We start from the raw sequence: 18,095 nt of genomic DNA on the forward strand, positions 1-18,095 counted from the left end.
TCGGATGCGGATGTGCTCAGAAGAAAATCCTTCACGCGACATTCCAGATGGCCGCGCAGTCACGGAGACTATACGCAGATTGGTCATCGTGTCATGGTTATTCAACCTTCATAACCGGATGCATCCGATCGGGATGGATCAACAGATATCTTTTCAGGGGGCCAGCGACACATGACCGATCCGGCACGTCAGGAACTCGTCAAGGCGCTTCCCTACGCCCGTCGCTTTGCCCGCGCCTTGATTGGTGATCAGAAAACGGGCGATCAACTCGTAGCCATTGCTTTAAAAGAATTGGTGGAGAGTTCACGCAGGAGTGATCTTTCTGCGCGACAAGCTCTCTACGGTCTGCTGGTAAGTGCATTCATGAAACGACATGGCGCGGATGCCAACATCGGCATGCCACTGCGTCAGCGCGCTCTTCTTCTGCTGACGTCTCTTGAAGAACAATCACTGGCTTCCAGTGCACACGCTCTGGGGATGACCGACGAACAGGCGGCGGCTGAACTCAATAAAGCCCGTGAAGGACTTCAGGAAATTGCGCAGACCAGTGTTCTGATTATCGAAGACGAACCAATCATCGCCATGGATATTCAGGATTTGGTCGAACGCTGTGGCCACAAAATTGCAGGTGTCGCTCATACCGAGGCCGATGCCGTCGCATTGGCAGCAAAAACGAAACCCGGCCTCATTCTTGCAGACATTAATCTCGGCGGCGGCGGTGACGGCATGCAGGCTGTAGGGCGTATCCTGCGGACCCATGAAGCACCGGTTATTTTTGTTACGGCCTATCCGGAGCGCCTGCTCACAGGTGAAACGCAGGAGCCGTCCTTCGTCATCACGAAGCCGTTCGAGCCCATGACACTGGCTGTTGCGACCTACCAGGCCGTCACGGGTGGGGTTACGCCTGTCTGAGGGCATAATTTGGAGCGGGGTGGCTTGCGGCGGTTGCTCCGCTGCGACACATAAGGAGCCATGTCGGCACCCATCCTCTCTCTTCAGAACATTATGTTTACTCTTGGTGGACGTCCGCTCCTTGATGGTGCGGAGTTTGCTGTCCTGCCCGGTGAGCGCATCTGCCTTGTCGGTCGGAATGGTTCCGGAAAATCCACGCTGCTGAAGATTGCTTCGGGCGATATCGTCGCGGATTCCGGAAAGCGTTTCGTGCAGCCCGGCACAAAGGTCCATTATCTGGCGCAGGAGCCGGATCTTTCACGCTACGCCACAACATTCGATTATGCGTCCGAAGGTCTGGACGAGACCGAGACCTATCGAGCGCGCTCCATGCTGGCGGAACTCGGGATGACGGGAGAGGAGGGCTGTCAGAGTCTTTCTGGTGGTGAAGTGCGACGTTGCGCCCTCGCCCGTGCTCTCGCTGCCGAACCTGATCTGCTGCTGCTTGACGAGCCGACCAATCATCTGGACCTTCCGTCCATTACGTGGCTGGAAAAAGAGCTTTCTGCTTCCCGTTGCGCGATGATCGTCATCAGTCATGACCGTCGTCTGCTGGAGACTTTGTCTCGCAGTGTCGTCTGGTTGGAAAATGGTGTGACGCGGCGGCTTGATCAGGGGTTTGCGCGCTATGAAACCTGGCGCGACGAGGTTCTGGAGCAGCAGGAGCGCGATGCACATAAACTGGACCGACAGATCGCGCGGGAAGAAGACTGGATGATTTACGGCGTCACGGCGCGCCGCAAGCGCAATGTCCGCCGTGTCGGAGAACTGGCAGCGCTTCGGGCGCAACGCCGCGAGCTGGCTTCCCGTAACAAGGGGACGCTCCGTATGGCGGCGACCGATGCCGAAAGCGCCGGCAAAATCACGATTGCAGCAGAAGGCGTCAACTGGGCCTATGATGATCGGGCCATCGTCAGGGACCTTGACCTGAGAATTCTGCGTGGTGATCGCCTTGGTCTGGTGGGAGCAAACGGCGCAGGAAAAACAACGCTTCTGCGTCTTTTAACCGGGAAGATGGAGCCGCAATCCGGCACCATCAAGATGGGGCCTTCCGTGGCCATGGTAACGCTGGATCAGCAGCGGGAAAGTCTCGATCCGGCCAAGACGCTTGCTGAGACCCTTGCGGGCGGCAGCGGAGATATGGTGCAGGTCGGCGACGAAAAGCGCCATGTCATTGGCTATATGAAAGACTTCCTGTTCCGCCCGGAACAGGCGCGTACGCCAGTGGGAAAGCTTTCTGGTGGCGAGCGGGGACGGCTGGCGCTGGCCTGTGCCTTGGCCAAGCCGTCGAGCCTCATGGTGCTTGATGAGCCGACCAACGATCTCGATCTGGAAACGCTGGATCTTCTTCAGGACATGCTGTCCGACTACGCGGGTACGGTTCTGCTGGTAAGCCATGACCGTGATTTTCTTGACCGGGTGGCGAGTTCGGTTCTGGTGTCAGATGGCGGTGGAGACTGGATCGAATATGCGGGCGGCTATTCGGACATGCTGATCCAGCGTGGAGAAGCTCCGGCAGGGCGTGAAATCTCCTCTGCGGGTGCAGAGGAGATCGCGCCAAAATCTGCTTTAAAAACAGATAAAAAGGCGAAGAAGCTTAGCTATAACGACAAACGTGCGCTGGATTTGCTTCCAAAGAAAATGGCTGATCTGGAAAAGAAGATTCAGACCTATCGCGATATTCTCGCAGATCCGGTGCTTTATAGCCGGGATTTTGCAAAATTCGAGAAAACCACACAGCATCTGGAAACTGCCGAGAAGGAATTGACCCAATCGGAGGAGGAGTGGCTCGAACTGGAAATGAAAAAAGAACTTCTTGAAAATCAGTAATTTGAAAGAAGTCTTTTAGACTTTTGATGTGGTGGGAATTAGGCCGGAAAGCTCCATCATCTGTCTCGAACGCTTGATGCTATCCGTGACTCTAATGGCAGCATCCAAAGCCCTGATCCCCGCTTGTGCATCGACCAGAACGGGGGAGCCGTAAAGGCATGAAGCAGCGAAGGCTTCATGTTCTGCAGCCAGATTGTCATGATCTTTCCAGCTTATGGCTTCGCGGCGAAAGCCTCCTGTGCTCGGAAGCGGCATCCCTCGCTCACGACCAATGAAGCTCAGTTTTCGCTCCATGAAGTCGGCAGAAAGATATCCGTCCTGTGAGAAAAGCCGCATACGGCGTTCTGTTTTCAAGGAAATCCGGCTCGCGGTGATGGTAGCCACGCACCCGTTTTCAAATCTGACGCGGGCGTTGGCAATATCTTCATGCGCGCTTGAAACAGCCGCACCCAGTGCGTCGATTTCCGCGATGGGGCTGTCCACGATCGTCAGAACGAGATCCAAATCATGGATCATCAGATCAAGAATGACCGAAACGTCCGTCCCGCGGGGCTTGTATGGGGCAATGCGGGTTGCTTCGATGTAGAGGGGGGCCTTGATCCGTTCAGTGATGGCGTGATGTTCGGCGGAATAACGCAGAAGGTGGCCGACCTGAAGGATTTTTCCGGTCTGTTCTGCCAGTTTGGCGAGGGCATATGCCTCGTCCAGTGTGGCGGCGATCGGTTTTTCGACCAGAACATGTCGCCCTGCCCTGAGAGCCTGACTGGTCAGGCGGAAATGATATTCCGCCGGCGCTGCGATAATGACAGCATCAACCTGTTCAAGAAGATTTTCGTAGCTTGTGGCAATTCCGCAACGAACTTCTGCTGCCACAACGGCTGCGCGGGCCGGATCAGGGTCGTAAAGGGCGACAAGCTGTTCGGCAGGGTTTGCTGCGGATTTAAAGGCGTGAAACCGTCCGAAATGACCGGCCCCGACGATACCGACACGAAGCTGCTGCACTGTATTCATGCTGGTACGCTTATCAGGCGCGCTGTTTTCCGGGAAGGTCGTGTGCGCCCAAACAGGCAAAAGGTTGCATCGGCATGGCGGAAACGGCATGGTCCCGGCCAGAAAATGATCTGAAAAACGATCTGTCCAAATCCGCCGAGGACGTCTCGACCTGATATGATGTATTATAGCCGGCTCAGACTGCTGGGCGTCGCAGGCATCTGCCTGATTGGCGTGCTCCTGTGTCTGCCCAACTTCCTGCGTTCTCCCACGCCGTCCCTGCCCTGGCGGCAGATCCATCTGGGGCTCGATCTGCGGGGTGGGTCCTACCTTCTCCTTCAGCTCGATCTGAAATCCCTTGAGCATGATCGTCTGCAATCCCTTCAGGATCAGGTGCGCCAGACCCTTCTGGATCACTCCCTCGGGTATCGGGATTTCGTGCGTGATGATGCGGCTGCGAGCCTGAGCTTTCTGCCGCGTTCGGATGCCGAGCGTGCTGCGGCGCTCAATGCCATGCAGTCCCTTCCGCCTGTGGTGCCGAACGAATTCACGACGTCCGAAAAAGACGGGCGGATCGTTCTGACGCTTCAGCATGAGGCGATGCTGGCCCGGGCGCGTGAGGCTGTTGCGCAGTCTATCGAGATCGTTCGCCGTCGTATCGATGCGACGGGTGCGATCGATCCGAGCATTGCACGTGAAGGTGACGACCGGATTGTCGTCGAGCTTCCGGGTGTCAGCGATCCGGAGCGGATCAAGAGCCTGCTCGGCACGACGGCGCGCCTGACCTTTCGTCTGCTGGCTCCGAACCCGAGCGTTGCGAGCCCCGGCTCCACGATGCTTGAAGACGAGAGCATGCATACGCAGGTGGCAGTGCAGGATCATGTCGATGTCGACGGCACGGATCTGACGAATGCCGGTGCGGTGATCGATCAGCAGAGCGGTGGCTGGGCTGTGACGTTCCAGCTCAACAGTGCAGGTGCGACAGCGTTTGCGAACGTCACGCGGGCCAATGTCGGCAAGCGCTTTGCGATCGTTCTGGACAACAAGGTTATTGAGGCCCCGAACATCATCAGCCCGATCACGGCCGGAAACGGTCAGATCACGGGTGGTTTCAATGCGCGCAGTGCGTCGGATCTGGCGCTGCTGCTGCGCGCTGGTGCGCTGCCTGCTCCGCTGTCGGTGGTCGAGCAGCGTACGATTGGCCCGAGCCTTGGCGCTGCGTCCATTCGTGCCGGTATCATCAGCCTGCTGACAGGTCTGCTTCTGGTTATCGTGTTCATGGTGCTGTTTTACGGACGCTTTGGTCTGTATGCCGATATCGCGCTGTTTGCGAACCTGATCCTGATGGTTGGAATTCTGTCGCTGTTTCAGGCGACGCTGACCCTGCCGGGTATGGCCGGTATGCTGTTGACACTAGGTATGGCCGTTGATGCCAATATCCTGATCAACGAGCGTATCCGCGAGGAAGTGAAGCGCGGCCGGGGGCCGCTTCAGGCGCTGCAGGCAGGTTTCGACCGCGCCACCGGCACGATCATCGACAGTAACGCTACTGCGTTTCTGGCGCATGTCATGCTGTTCGTGTTCGGAACAGGACCGGTACGCAACTTCGCCCTGACGATCACCATTGGTATCGTCACGACACTCTTCACGACCCTCCTGCTGTCACGCCTTCTGGTCGTGCGGTGGTACGCCCTCGCCCGTCCCAAAGAACTTCCGGTCTGATCGTCATGCTGTCACGTCCTCTTTTCCGTTTTGTCCGTGACGATCGGCGCATCAATTTCATGCGCGGCCGTCACATGGGACTGATCGTTTCGGCGGTCCTGTCCATTGCTTCCGTCATCCTGTTCTTCCAGCCCGGTCTGAAGCTTGGGCTGGATTTCCGCGGTGGCATCATTGTGGAAGCCCAGACCCCCGGCCCTGCCGATTTCGGCAAGCTGCGGGCCGCGCTGGACCATGCCGGTATTCATCCGGACGCCGTGCAGGCGTTCGGGTCGCCGCGTGATGTTCGGATTTCGATCAATGCGCCCGAAGGGGCAGATCGTGAGGCGCAGACCCAGAAACTGGTCGATGGTGTCAAGAACGCCATATCGGCTGCCGAACCGGGCACACAGGTTCTGCGTGCTGATGCTGTCGGGGCTTCGGTATCGTCCGAACTGTTTCGCGACGGCCTGCTGGCGCTCGGCTTCAGCCTTGCGATGATTCTGGTCTATATTTGGGTTCGCTTTGAGCGTGAGTTCGCCATCAGTGCCGTGGTGACGCTCGTCCTCGATCTGACCAAGACGATCGGTTTTCTGGCCATCACGCGCTTTGAGTTCGATCTTGTGATGGTTGCGGCTCTTCTGACGATCCTGGGCTATTCCACGAACGACAAGGTTGTGGTTTACGACCGTATCCGCGAAAACCTGCGCAAGTATCGGACGATGCCGCTGCGGGAGTTGCTGGACCTGTCCATTAACGAGACACTGAACCGTACGCTTGGCACGTCCATGACGGTCTTTCTGGCAGCCCTGCCCCTGGCGCTGTTCGGGGGAAGCACCCTGACCGGCTTTGCCACTGTCATGCTGTTCGGGATTGTTGTGGGTACGTCCTCGTCTATCTTCATCGCGGCCCCGCTTCTGCTCCTGTTGGGCGAGAAGCGGTTACGCAAGGAAACGAATGCAAGCTGATACGGCTTGATCCGTCACACAAAAAAAACCGGCGTCCCTCAGGGGAGCCGGTTTTTTTGTGTCTGCTCTGACGGATGGTCCGTCATGGGAAGAGCTTTTTGTGGCAGATCAGCAAGAAGACTGGAGAGCGCCTGATCAGCCTGCCGGTTTGCGGACGAGCTTTGCAGCTTCAAAGCGTTCAGGGTTGCGTGCTGCGCGGCCTTGTCAAGAGTGACCAGTCGGAGCAGTTCTTCCGGGCCTATCTGCCCGGTCATGACTGCCCCCCGGGCCATGCCATGCGCAATCAGATACGCATAAAGCCGGGAATTGGGGGATGGCGGCAGTCCCGTCATTTCAGGGCGTGCCGCGCATCCGGCCAGAAAGCCTCCCGCTACAAGCAGAGCCGTCGCAGAACGCCAGACTGCGGGGCGGGAAACTTTCATGGCTGTCATCAGGCGTTTTTCTGCGCCAGAAGGTCGCGGATTTCCGTGAGAAGAACTTCTTCTTTGGTCGGTGCTGGCGGAGCGGCAGGTGCTTCTGCTTGTTTGCGGCTCAGCTTGCTGAGGATGCGGGTCAGCCAGAAGATGAAGAATGCAACGATCAGGAACTGGATGACGGAATTCAGGAACAGACCGATATTCACGGTCACTGCTCCGGCCTTCTGGGCTTCGGAAAGTGTGTCCTTGACCGGCCCCTTAAGGGTGATGAACAGGTTCGAGAAGTCGACGCCGCCGGTGAGAAGGCCGATGAACGGTGTCATGACATCCTTGACCGCACTGCCGACGATCGCACTGAACGACGCACCGATCACGACACCGACGGCGAGGTCGAGAACATTGCCGCGCATGATGAACTTCTGAAAATCGCTCATCCAGCCCGGGGCGTGCAGGGTGTGTTTGGTCTCGCTCATATCAAACCTTTCTTGAGATCCGTGAAGGCACGGTTGCCGGCCTGACATTCGAGCCCGCTTTCATTGCAAGGGATAAACGGACTCACATGATCCAGTAAAGGCCACTTTCATCCAGAAGCGGTTTCCGTTATACGCGCCTGATGATTCGCTCCGGTCGGCATCGGAGCTTTCTTTATGGAGAGACATTCATGAAATCCGGCATCCATCCTGACTACCACGAGATCACCGTCATCATGACCGACGGGACCGAATACAAGACGCATTCCTGCTACGGTGAAGCAGGCGCGACGCTGCGTCTCGACGTTGATCCGAAGTCCCATCCGGCCTGGACGGGCGTCCAGCGTATGATGGATACCGGAGGCCAGGTTGCAAAGTTCAACAAGCGCTTTGCGGGCATCGGTACGCGCACGAAGTAATTCGGCGCCCCTCCTCCCGCTTTCTCTTGAAGGCGGGCAGGTCGGAACCTATCTGGAGAATCAGCCGCGATGCCGTTCGGGTCGTGGCTGGTTTGACCATAGCATTTTGCCATACCGGGAAATGCGCCAGATGATTCCTGCCAGAAGGAGGTTTCAATGACTTACGACTTTACGCCGCTGTTTCGCAGCGCGATCGGCTTTGACCGACTGGCCACGATGGCTGGCAATGTTGCCAATGCCCAGGCCCTTCCAAGCTACCCCCCGTACAATATCGAAAAAACCGGCGAGACGAACTACGTCCTGACGATGGCTCTTGCGGGCTTCCGGCCTGAAGATGTGGACGTCGTTCAGGAAGACAATACGCTTGTCGTACGCGGAAGCGTTCCCGAGAACAGTCGTGATCGGGAATGGCTGCATCGCGGTATCGCTACGCGGGCGTTCGAGCGCCGTTTCGTGCTGGCTGACCATACGGAAATCGATCAGGCGGATCTGGTGAATGGGCTGCTGTCCATCATGGTCCGGCAGGTCGTGCCGGAGGCTGCCAGACCGCGTCGTATTCCGGTTCGTAGCGGAACGGGGCAGACCGCCCCGTCTGGAACGGTTTACACCGCATAAACGCAGGAAAGGCGTGCCCTAAAAGCACGCCTTTCCGTTTTGGTGCTTGACCATCGCGGCTTTGGTGGCCCATACCCGTTTGCATTATCGCAGAGCATCCAGCAGGTGCCGCGATCATATCCCGGGCGGGATCGTTTCCTCGCCGGATACGCCCGATCGGTGCCTGCGGAAGCCGGCCCCATCCGTGTCCCAGCAAGGAACGCATCGACATGACCCTGCCTTTGATGCCCAAGGCGACGGCCGTCTGGCTGATCGAGAAAACCGGCCTGACCTTCACGCAGATTGCAGAATTCTGTGGCATGCACCCGCTTGAAGTTCAGGCGATTGCAGATGGCGAAGTCGCAGCCGGGATCAACGGCTATGACCCGGTCAAGAACCATCAGCTTGCCGAAGCTGAAATCAAGCGTTGCGAAAAAGATACCAACGCACGCCTGAAGATCATGCCGACGGCCAGCCCTGTGAAGCGTCGCGCCAAGGGTGCGCGCTATACGCCGGTTGCCAAGCGCAATGACCGTCCGGATGCCATTGCGTTCGTTCTGCGCCAGTTCCCGCAGCTTTCCGAAGCCCAGATCGTCAAGCTGCTTGGCACGACCAAGGATACCATCATCAAGGTCCGTGATCGCCAGCATTGGAACAGCGCCAACATCAAGCCGCGCGACCCCGTGATCCTCGGTCTGTGCACTCAGACCGATCTTCATGCCGCCGTTACGTCTGCGAATGACCGTCTGGCGCGTGAGGGTCATGCCCTGCCGGTCGTGGAAGCCTATGTGCCGGACAGCGACAGTCACGCCTGATCCGGGATGAATGCCTGACGGGTACTGGTCCGGTGCCCTTCAGGCATGATACTGCATTGGAAAGAGTGGAAAGAATCAGTCTCTCCACAATGCCTGACTGTTCTCCGGGACCGGATGCCATGATGACTGACGACAATGCCATGCTGAAACGTCTGCACGAACTGCGCAGCGAGCATCGCGATCTGGATACCGTCATCGAGCGTCTCGTCCATCATCCCCTCAACCAGCTTCAGCTTCAGCGTCTTAAAAAGCGCAAGCTTCAGCTCAAAGATGAGATTTCGTGGATCGAGACCCGTCTCATCCCGGATAATATTGCCTGAATGAGCCAGATCCTCTCCGCCGACGCAACCCTTCAGGACGACGTGCCTGTCCGCGTTGGCGTCATCATGGGAAGCCAGTCCGACTGGGACACCATGCGTCACGCCTGCGACATCCTCGACGATCTGGGCATTGCCCATGAACGACGGATCGTTTCTGCACACCGTACTCCGGATCGTCTGGTGGAATACGCCAAGACGGCACGTCGGCGTGGACTGCACGTCATTATTGCGGGTGCTGGTGGAGCTGCGCATCTTCCGGGAATGTGCGCAGCCTGGACAAGCGTTCCTGTGCTCGGTGTTCCGGTCCAGAGCCGGGCGCTGAACGGTCAGGACAGTCTGCTTTCCATCGTCCAGATGCCCGGTGGCGTTCCAGTCGGTACGCTTGCGATCGGTAAGGCCGGTGCGATCAATGCGGGGCTTCTGGCCGCGTCGATCCTCTCGGTTTCCGATGGGCAGGTCATGGCGCGTCTGGATGCCTGGCGGGCGACGCAGACGGCTGCGGTGGCGGACGTTCCTGTCGAATGAACACACAGGACATTTTTGCGCCCGGCAGTACGATCGGGATCATTGGTGGTGGACAGCTTGGTCGCATGTCTGCCGTCGCTGCATCAAAACTCGGCTATCATGTGCATGTTCTGAGCCCGGAGTTCCCGAGCCCGGCCACAGAAGTCGCTTCTTCCGTTACTGTTGGGGCCTATGACGACCCTGCCACGCTTGAGGATTTTGCCTCGCGTTGCGATGTGGTGACGTTCGAATTCGAGAACATCAACGCCGAGGGTCTGGCGCTTCTGGAAAGGCGCCGTCCGGTGCGCCCGGGAGGCGACATTCTTCGGATCAGTCAGGACCGGATTGCGGAAAAGACGCGGCTGTCCGAAATTGGTGTCAGCCTTGCGCCATGGCGCGCGGTCAATGGCCCCGAGGATCTGCCTGACCTGGAAACGCTGGGTTTTCCTCTGATCCTCAAGACCACGCGCTTTGGTTACGACGGCAAGGGGCAGTTCCGCGTGCCGGATGCCGAGGCCCTTGCTGCTCTGGAAGACCTTCCCTACCCGCTGGTTGCGGAGAAGATGATCGATTTCGAGCGTGAGCTCAGTGTGATGGTTGTGCGGGCTCTGGACGGGACCGTGCGCTGTTTCGATACGGTCGAAAATCGTCATCGGAACGGTATTCTGGATGTGACGCTCGCGCCTGCCCGCATCATGCCCGATATTGCGCGACAGGCCCAGGATATGGCGGCCCAGATTGCAGAAGCACTGGGTCTGGTTGGGATTATGGGCGTGGAAATGTTCCATGCGGCGGATGGAAGCCTCATGGTGAACGAGATTGCCCCTCGCCCGCACAATTCCGGTCACTGGACCATGGATGCGTGTCTGGTCGATCAGTTCGAGATGCATGTTCGTGCGGTTACAGGGCTTCCCCTGCCGCCTGCGCGTCGCCATTCCGATGCGATTATGCACAATCTGATCGGTTCGGAAGACATGGCACGTGTTCCGGCCATTCTGGCGACGGATGGGGCGTCGCTCCATCTTTATGGAAAGTCGGAGGCGCGTGAGGGGCGGAAAATGGGCCATGTAAACACCATTTTCCCGCGAGGCGCCCTTCCCGGAGAACTGGCCCTTGAGGGGCTTCAGCCGCCTCGGGGCTGAAGTTTTAGAGCAGGTTGCTGCGTCGGAAACTGGTGTGGCGGCCGTTGCCGATGATGAAATGGTCCGCGATCGTGACGCCGACCACATCCAGCGCGGCCTGAACCTGCATGGTCATCTGAAGGTCGGCTTCTGAGGGTGTGGGGTCGCCGCTTGGATGGTTGTGGACCAGAACAAGTGCGTTGGCGCCGACTTCAACGGCGCGTCGCGCAACTTCGCGTGGATAGACGGGCGTATGGTTCACCGTGCCTCTGGCCTGAGCCTCGTCAGCGATCAGACTGTTCTTTTCGTTCAGAAACAGAATTCGGAACTGCTCGATATTTTCCCGCGCCAGACGGGCTGTGAGATAATCGAGCAGTTTCTGTTCGCTATCGAGCACGTCTTCAGGCGGAAGGCGCGCGCGGTTGTAGCGAAGCGCCGCTTCCTGAATGAGACGGATCATGGGCATCATATGCGTGCCCATATTTGTGATGCTTTCAAGTTCACGGTTGCTGGCGGAAAGAACGGCAGCTAGCGATCCAAAACGGGCAAAAAGCGTATGTGAAAGTTCGGCGCTGCCCTCCTCCCGTCCTGTGAACAGGGCGGTCATTAGATGAAGAAGGGTCGCATCATCGAGATGGCGCCCCCGGCCCGTCAGAAGGGCGAGTGGCGGTTCTAGTTTCGAAGGAGGCTCGGTCAGGGCTGTGATCTGTCTCAGATCGGCCGATGACAGGCCTGTCATGCCATCCGAGAAGCCGCTCGTCTCACTGTTCATCCTACAGCAATCCTTCCTGACGCAGGCTGGATGGTGGTCCGTTTCCTGTGATGAGCACGTCATGCAGCGTGATGGACAGGGGACGCATTGCAAAATCCAGCTGTCGGGCTGTCTGTGACAGATCGGTCGGGCGCTCTGTCGGGCGGACATAAAATCCGATCAGGGCTGTCGCGTGCAATGCGAGCGCCCGGATGGCAATGGCGCGGTTGCGTTCGCTCGGCGTATCGGCGTCGGGTGCGGTTTCGTCCGCCAGAAGGCGGTTGCGGTTGTCGAGATACAGTAGCCGGAACTGTCCCGGAATGCCGCCTTCAAGCGCCTGATCGAGATAGGTTACGAGCTGATCCCAGTTGCTTAGTGTCGGACGTTCGCGCTGTTCCGAAGACGCCAGCCGTTCCGCCGCAACGCCCGGAAGGCGCAGGACCCGAATGGCGTCGTCTTTCAGGCCCGCGGCTCGCAAGGCCTGCGTTGGAGCGCGAAAGACCTCGACCAGACTGCCGAAATGGCCGATCAGCCCTTTGGCGAGTGGCTTCGTATCTTTGCGCGCTACGCCGGCGAAAAGAAGCATTTCCAGAACTTCATAGTCTGCCAGCGTGCTCGCACCCGTGTTCAGCACGCGTGCACGCATTCTCGCCCGATGTCCCTGTGGACCGGTGCCGCGTGTCAGATCGATCCGGGGATAGGTGTTGGCCATGACGGTATCTCACTCTATATCGGGAGGGTGCCGCAAGACCTTCCTTCCCCCACACCTGCCCCCGCGCCCGAGTATCTCTCCCGTCTCAACCCGGAGCAGAGACGCGCCATCGAGATCACCGAAGGCCCGCTCCTCATTCTGGCGGGAGCCGGAACGGGTAAAACACGCGTTCTGACGACGCGCTTTGCACATATTCTCCTGACCGGACGCGCTTATCCGAGCCAGATTCTGGCCGTGACCTTCACGAACAAGGCCGCTCGTGAAATGCGCGAACGTGTCAGCGCGATTCTGGGTGAGCCTGCGGAAGGGCTGTGGCTGGGGACGTTTCATGCGATCTGCGCGCGGATGCTGCGGCGTCATGCGGAATATGTCGGTCTGACCAGCAGCTTCAATATTCTCGACACAGACGATCAGATCCGCCTGCTCAAGCAGATCATGGACCCTTGGAAGATCGATACCAAACGCTGGCCGCCGAACCAGCTCATGGGCATCATCCAGCGCTGGAAAGATCGCGGTCTAACGCCCGACCGGGTAACACCGGCGGAAGATTCCGATTTTGCCAATGGTCATGCGCTGGCGATCTACCGAGCGTATCAGGAACGTCTGATTGCGCTCAACACGTGTGATTTCGGCGATCTGATGTTGCACATGACGGAGATCCTGCGGAACCAGCCCAATGTGCTGGCGCAGTATCATCGAATTTTCCGCTATATTCTCGTGGACGAGTATCAGGATACCAATACCGTACAGTATTTGTGGTTGCGTCTGCTGGCCAAACGCGAGCATGGACCGTCCAACATTGCCTGCGTGGGGGATGATGATCAGTCCATCTATTCCTGGCGTGGGGCGGAAGTTGAGAACATTCTGCGATTCGAAAAGGATTTTCCGGGTGCGGAAGTAGTGCGTCTGGAACGCAATTACCGCTCGACAGCACAGATCCTCGCTGCCGCTGCCGGGCTGATCGCTCATAATGAGGGACGGTTGGGCAAGACGTTGCGGCCGGGCCGTGAGGATGCGGACGGCGAGAAGGTTCAGATCATCGGCGTTCGTGATTCGGACGAGGAAGCACGAATCGTAAGTGGCGCCATCGAGCGCCTGCGCGCTGACGGTCATCCGCTTTCGGAAATCGCCATCCTGATGCGAGCCGGGTTCCAGACGCGGCCGTTTGAAGAACGGCTGATGCTCATCGGGATTCCGTATCGCGTTGTGGGCGGCCTGCGATTTTACGAACGTGCCGAGATCCGGGACTGTCTGGCCTATCTGCGCGTTCTGTCGCAGCCTGCGGATGATCTGGCGTTCGAGCGGATTATCAATGTTCCCAAGCGGGGTGTGGGTGCAGTGGCTGTGCAGAAGCTGCATGTTCAAGCACGGGCCCTCCCCGGCCCGCTGACGGCTGCGGTGAGTTGGCAGCTTCAGGAAGGATTGCTCAAAGGTAAGTCGAAAGAGGCGCTGGACGGCCTGATGGCCGCGTTCCAGCGGGCCAAGGCCACACTGGAGACTGAAGGTCACGTCGTTGCGGCCGAGCAGCTTCTTGAAGACAGCGGTTATCTTCAGATGTGGCGGGACGACCGTTCCGTTGAGGCTCCGGGCCGTTTGGACAATATCCGCGAGCTTCTGCGCGCGATTGGCGAATTCGGAACGCTTCAGGGCTTTCTGGAGCACGTCGCGCTTGTCATGGACACGGAGAGTGAGACGTCCGACGACAAGGTCAGCCTCATGACGTTGCACGGCGCCAAAGGGCTGGAGTTTGACACGGTGTTCCTGCCGGGCTGGGAGGAAGGCGTGTTCCCGTCCCAGCGGTCGCTGGATGAAGGTGGAAACCGGGCGCTGGAGGAAGAGCGCCGACTCGCTTATGTCGGCCTGACGCGGGCGCGGCGTCGGGCCATCGTGCTGCATGCGGCCAGCCGACGCATTTATGCGAACTGGCAGTCTTCAATGCCAAGCCGCTTCATCGAGGAAATTCCGTCCGAACATGTTCAGATGAATGGACAGGCGTTCGAGACGCGTCGTCAGGCTGCGGCGGCACCATCCATGTTCGCGTCCGGGCCACTCACCAGCACACGTCCGTCAGGGTTCAGCGCCCCTCGCCCGAAACTTCATGACGTGAAGCCGGAGCCGACCGTCGCGATCGGGGCGACGGTTTTTCATCACAGATTCGGTGAAGGTACGGTTATTGGTGCTGACGGACCGCAGTTGCACATCAATTTTGAAAACGGTGGCGTCAAGCGCGTCATGTCAAACTTTGTGGAGATCAGATCGTGATGGCACCCCGCAGCATTGGCCGTCGCCATGCCAGTGCGCTCGAAACCCTGTCCATCACGGTTGAAGAGCCTTTTGTTCCCCTGTTCGAGCAGGCGCTCATGTGTGCCTGCGAGACGGTCGGTATTTTCGAAGCCGACGACGCGCAGAAATACTGGCGTGTGGAAGGCGTGAAGGATACGGGGTTCAAGGAAGACGAACTGGAAAACGCTCTGGCGGTCGCCCGGCTTCTGACCGGCTGTGAGGCGGAGCTTGAACGGACCCCGACCGAATCCGAAGGCTGGCTGGCCCGGACTTATGAGTCTTTTCCGCAGCAGAATGTGGGCAAGCGCTTCGCCATTCGCGGCACCCATCTGCATGGCGCCCCCGACCAGTCCCGCCTAACGATTACGCTTGATGCGGGAATTGCCTTTGGTTTGGGCGAGCATGGGTCGACGCGCGGCTGTCTGCGGGCTCTGGAGATGGTGGCGTATCGCAAGCCGCAGCATATTCTGGATATGGGATGTGGGTCCGGTATTCTGGCCATGGCGGCGGCGAAGCTGCTGCATCGTCCGGTTCTGGCGGTCGATATTGAGCCCTGGTCCGTGCGGACGGCCAAGCTGAATGCGCGGCTGAACGGTCAGGGCAATCTGCTGGACTGCCGTTTTGGCAATGGCTGGCAGACCGAGGCCGTCCGCGCCAAGGCGCCGTATGATCTGGTTTTCGCGAATATTCTCGCTCGCCCGCTATGCCGGATGGCGCAGTCTCTGGCGCTGAACCTTGCGCCGAATGGGACCGCCATTCTGGCCGGACTGCTTTACAGTCAGGCGCGTATGGTTCTGGTGGCGCATCAGCGTCAGGGCCTCGTTCTGGAGCGTATTTTGCGTGAGGGCGACTGGGCCACGCTGATCCTGCGTCGCCGCGGTTGATGAATGCGCTGCGGGCATTGCCGGTGATCCGGAACGCCAGTGAGAACGATCTTCTGGCGATCCTTCAGATTACCAATGATGCCATCGAGCACACCGATGCGCTCTGGATCACGACACCCTTTACGCTGGATCAGAGGCGTCAGTGGTTCGAGGACAGGCTGGCGCACGGATATCCCGTGCTTGTTGCTGTCGATACGGCTGGCAAAGTGATGGGATACGGCTCTTACGGGTCTTTCAGGTCTTATGAAGGCTATGCCCGTACAGTCGAACATTCGGTTTACGTTTCACCTCTATATCAGCGTCGGGGCATTGGCCGCGCTCTTCTGCTTGCTCTGATTGAGCATGCAAAACATGCTGGATTTCACGTCTTTGTGGCTGGGATCACGGCGGATAATGTTGCGTCCGTTGCGATGCATCGCGATTTTGGCTTCCAGACCTGTGGCATGCTCCCACAGGTGGGGCGCAAGCATGCCCGCTGGCTTGATCTGCTGTTTATGACACTCTGCCTCGACGATATGTCTTCTGTGGAAAAGGACTTTTCATGACCCTGTCCTCAATCCCGCTCAACGAGCGCCCTGCCCTTGTTCGCCCAGCCTGCAAAGCACTGTGTGTTGACGGTTTCATCATTCCGCGTGGGGATGAATATCTGGGCGAGTATGTTGCCCCCTGTGCAGAGCGTCTGGCCTGGCTGACAGGCTTTACGGGAAGCGCTGGCCTTGCGGCTATTCTGCCGAACGTGGCCGCAGTATTTTCCGACGGGCGTTATACGGTGCAGTTGGAAGAGCAGGTTCCGCATGATCTGTGGGAGCGTCGGCATATTTCGCTGGAACCGCTTTCCGACTGGCTGGCGGAGCAGGCGAGCGGGTTGAGAATCGGGTATGATCCGCGTCTGGTCAGCCAGTCCATGCTGGCGTCATGGCAGACGCCGGGTGTTGAACTTGTCGCGCTGTCGCATAATCCGATCGATCAGGCTTGGGCAGACCGTCCAGAGGCCCCTGCCAGTCAGGTCATGCCGCAGCCTTTGGAATTTTCCGGGGAAAGCAGTTCCGACAAGCGCCTGCGTCTGGGACAGGCCCTGATCCGGGCCGGGCACGATGCTGCCATCATCGCAGACTGCACCTCGCTGGCCTGGCTGCTGAATATTCGTGGCAGCGACGTTCCCCTCACGCCGGTCGCACATGGTTATGCAATCCTGCACGCTGACGGAACAGCTGAATGGTTCGTTTCGTCGGAGCATCTGTCGGCGGATGTGATGGATGTTTGCGGTTCGGGTGTGACAGTTTATGCCCCTGCGGAACTGGCAACGCGCCTTGAGGCCCTCAGGGGTAGAACGGTGCGCGTGGACCCCGTTTCGACGGCTGTGTGGTTCGACACTACGCTTCAGGCTGGCGGTGCGACGGTTGTAGATGGAACAGACCCCTGTACCCTCCCCAAAGCGATCAAGAACAGTACCGAACAGGAAGGTGCGCGACAGGCCCATGCCCATGACGGTGTGGCACTGGCCCGCTTCCTGTATTCCTTGACGGTGTCGGGGACTGGGCAGCACGAGACGGATCTTGTTACCCGGCTGGACGGCCTGCGTGCCCGTTCCAGCGACTATCGGGAACAGAGCTTTGACGCGATTTCCGCAGTCGGACCGAATGGGGCTTTCCCGCATTATCGGGCGCAGGTCGGTCATGATCGGGTGCTGGAAGCAGGCAGTGTCTATCTGATCGACAGCGGTGGTCAGTATCCGTTCGGCACGACCGACATTACCCGCACGCTCTGGGTGGGCGATCAGGAGCCGCCAGCCAATGTGCGGGAAGCGTTCACGCGCGTCCTGAAGGGCAATATCGCCCTCTCCCGCATCCGTTTTCCGCCCGGCACGACCGGACACAGGTTGGATGTTCTGGCACGCGCAGCCCTGTGGCAGGTTGGGATGGATTACGATCATGGGACTGGACATGGCATCGGAAGCTATCTGTCCGTTCATGAAGGACCGCAGAACATCTCCCCTGCGCCGCGTCCTGTTGCGCTTGAAGCAGGCATGATCGTTTCCAACGAGCCGGGATATTACGAACCGGGGCAATATGGAATCCGGATCGAGAATCTGATGCTGGTGCGCCCGTCTTCGTTCAAGGGGAACAAGGGCGCGTTTCTGGAGTTCGAAATCCTCAGCTACACGCCGATTGATCGTAAGCTGATTGATGTGGCGCTTCTGAATGATGCCGAGCTGAACTGGCTGAATGCGTATCATGCCGAGGTTCAGGAGCGGGTCTCTCCGTATGTCGAACCAGAAGTTGCAGAGTGGCTGGCGGAGGTATGCAAACCGCTCGTTCGGTAAAGTTGCAGGCATAACCGTTTTTTTACCTTTCCCGATCATAAATAGA

General features: G+C 58.6%; 19 protein-coding genes. 14 read left to right on the forward strand and 5 right to left on the reverse strand.

What is annotated here, in order from left to right; genetic code table 11:
• The first annotated feature begins 171 nt into the window (after positions 1–171).
• Both ABDK74_RS01495 and ABDK74_RS01500 read left to right on the forward strand, forming a co-directional pair.
• The gene (locus ABDK74_RS01495; RefSeq protein WP_346002422.1) at positions 172–912 is read left to right on the forward strand and encodes a response regulator; all 741 of its coding nucleotides are present in this window, start codon (positions 172–174) and stop codon (positions 910–912) included.
• Between the two features lie 60 nt (positions 913–972).
• Positions 973–2,781, forward strand: a complete 1,809-nt coding sequence (locus tag ABDK74_RS01500; protein ID WP_346002423.1) for an ATP-binding cassette domain-containing protein — start codon at positions 973–975, stop codon at positions 2,779–2,781.
• A gap of 15 nt (positions 2,782–2,796) precedes the next feature.
• Here ABDK74_RS01500 and ABDK74_RS01505 read toward each other — a convergent pair whose 3' ends face one another.
• Positions 2,797–3,792 (reverse strand): Gfo/Idh/MocA family oxidoreductase, encoded by a 996-nt coding sequence (locus ABDK74_RS01505; RefSeq protein ID WP_346002424.1) that lies wholly within the window; start codon positions 3,790–3,792, stop codon positions 2,797–2,799.
• Positions 3,793–3,951: 159 nt separating this feature from the next.
• On the opposite strand from ABDK74_RS01505, the gene secD reads away from it, so the two are divergent.
• A complete protein-coding gene (gene secD / locus ABDK74_RS01510; protein WP_346004130.1) occupies positions 3,952–5,493 on the forward strand; it encodes a protein translocase subunit SecD in 1,542 nt (513 codons plus the stop codon).
• Between the two features lie 5 nt (positions 5,494–5,498).
• On the forward strand, positions 5,499–6,437 hold the full coding sequence (gene secF / locus ABDK74_RS01515) for a protein translocase subunit SecF (protein WP_346002425.1): 939 nt from the start codon (positions 5,499–5,501) through the stop codon (positions 6,435–6,437).
• A 38-nt stretch (positions 6,438–6,475) separates the two neighbouring features.
• On the opposite strand, the gene ABDK74_RS01520 is transcribed toward secF, so the two are convergent.
• Together ABDK74_RS01520 and mscL are read right to left on the reverse strand one after the other, a co-directional pair.
• Positions 6,476–6,859 carry a hypothetical protein gene (locus tag ABDK74_RS01520; protein WP_346002426.1) on the reverse strand — a complete coding sequence of 128 codons (384 nt, stop codon included), beginning with the start codon at positions 6,857–6,859 and terminating at the stop codon, positions 6,476–6,478.
• An 8-nt stretch (positions 6,860–6,867) separates the two neighbouring features.
• On the reverse strand, positions 6,868–7,326 hold the full coding sequence (gene mscL, locus ABDK74_RS01525) for a large-conductance mechanosensitive channel protein MscL (RefSeq protein ID WP_194254508.1): 459 nt from the start codon (positions 7,324–7,326) through the stop codon (positions 6,868–6,870).
• A gap of 188 nt (positions 7,327–7,514) precedes the next feature.
• Here mscL and rpmE point away from each other — a divergent pair, with 188 nt between their 5' ends.
• From rpmE to ABDK74_RS01555, 6 genes are all read left to right on the forward strand, one after another.
• Complete coding sequence (rpmE, locus tag ABDK74_RS01530; RefSeq protein ID WP_194254507.1) at positions 7,515–7,742, forward strand: 50S ribosomal protein L31; 228 nt, start codon at positions 7,515–7,517, stop codon at positions 7,740–7,742.
• A gap of 156 nt (positions 7,743–7,898) precedes the next feature.
• Entirely contained in the window at positions 7,899–8,357 is a 459-nt protein-coding gene (locus tag ABDK74_RS01535) for an Hsp20 family protein (RefSeq protein ID WP_194254506.1), read from the forward strand.
• A gap of 209 nt (positions 8,358–8,566) precedes the next feature.
• The gene (locus tag ABDK74_RS01540) at positions 8,567–9,151 is read left to right on the forward strand and encodes a DUF1013 domain-containing protein (protein WP_194254505.1); all 585 of its coding nucleotides are present in this window, start codon (positions 8,567–8,569) and stop codon (positions 9,149–9,151) included.
• A gap of 119 nt (positions 9,152–9,270) precedes the next feature.
• On the forward strand, positions 9,271–9,471 hold the full coding sequence (locus tag ABDK74_RS01545) for a YdcH family protein (RefSeq protein WP_011253895.1): 201 nt from the start codon (positions 9,271–9,273) through the stop codon (positions 9,469–9,471).
• Positions 9,472–9,996, forward strand: a complete 525-nt coding sequence (gene purE, locus ABDK74_RS01550) for a 5-(carboxyamino)imidazole ribonucleotide mutase (RefSeq protein WP_346002427.1) — start codon at positions 9,472–9,474, stop codon at positions 9,994–9,996.
• Positions 9,993–11,117, forward strand: a complete 1,125-nt coding sequence (locus tag ABDK74_RS01555) for a 5-(carboxyamino)imidazole ribonucleotide synthase (RefSeq protein ID WP_346002428.1) — start codon at positions 9,993–9,995, stop codon at positions 11,115–11,117. Before purE ends, ABDK74_RS01555 begins: the two co-directional genes overlap by 4 nt.
• Before the next feature lie 4 nt (positions 11,118–11,121).
• Here the strand turns inward: ABDK74_RS01555 and radC are convergent, their stop codons facing one another.
• Both radC and ABDK74_RS01565 read right to left on the reverse strand, forming a co-directional pair.
• Complete coding sequence (gene radC / locus ABDK74_RS01560; protein ID WP_346002429.1) at positions 11,122–11,868, reverse strand: RadC family protein; 747 nt, start codon at positions 11,866–11,868, stop codon at positions 11,122–11,124.
• Between the two features lies 1 nt (position 11,869).
• A complete protein-coding gene (locus tag ABDK74_RS01565; RefSeq protein WP_346002430.1) occupies positions 11,870–12,559 on the reverse strand; it encodes a JAB domain-containing protein in 690 nt (229 codons plus the stop codon).
• Between the two features lie 27 nt (positions 12,560–12,586).
• Here ABDK74_RS01565 and ABDK74_RS01570 point away from each other — a divergent pair, with 27 nt between their 5' ends.
• From ABDK74_RS01570 to ABDK74_RS01585, 4 genes are read left to right on the forward strand one after another with little or no spacing between them, the layout of a single operon-like run.
• Positions 12,587–14,821, forward strand: a complete 2,235-nt coding sequence (locus tag ABDK74_RS01570; protein ID WP_346002431.1) for a UvrD-helicase domain-containing protein — start codon at positions 12,587–12,589, stop codon at positions 14,819–14,821.
• Positions 14,821–15,726 carry a 50S ribosomal protein L11 methyltransferase gene (locus tag ABDK74_RS01575; protein ID WP_346004131.1) on the forward strand — a complete coding sequence of 302 codons (906 nt, stop codon included), beginning with the start codon at positions 14,821–14,823 and terminating at the stop codon, positions 15,724–15,726. The genes ABDK74_RS01570 and ABDK74_RS01575 overlap by 1 nt, the downstream gene beginning before the upstream one ends.
• A gap of 23 nt (positions 15,727–15,749) precedes the next feature.
• Complete coding sequence (locus ABDK74_RS01580) at positions 15,750–16,271, forward strand: N-acetyltransferase family protein (RefSeq protein ID WP_408874451.1); 522 nt, start codon at positions 15,750–15,752, stop codon at positions 16,269–16,271.
• Positions 16,268–18,049, forward strand: coding sequence for an aminopeptidase P family protein (locus ABDK74_RS01585; protein WP_346002433.1), 1,782 nt, complete (start codon positions 16,268–16,270; stop codon positions 18,047–18,049). The genes ABDK74_RS01580 and ABDK74_RS01585 overlap by 4 nt, the downstream gene beginning before the upstream one ends.
• Positions 18,050–18,095: the final 46 nt, after the last annotated feature.

It is taken from the genome of Gluconobacter sp. OJB (assembly GCF_039638275.1).
GTDB lineage: Bacteria > Pseudomonadota > Alphaproteobacteria > Acetobacterales > Acetobacteraceae > Gluconobacter > Gluconobacter cerevisiae.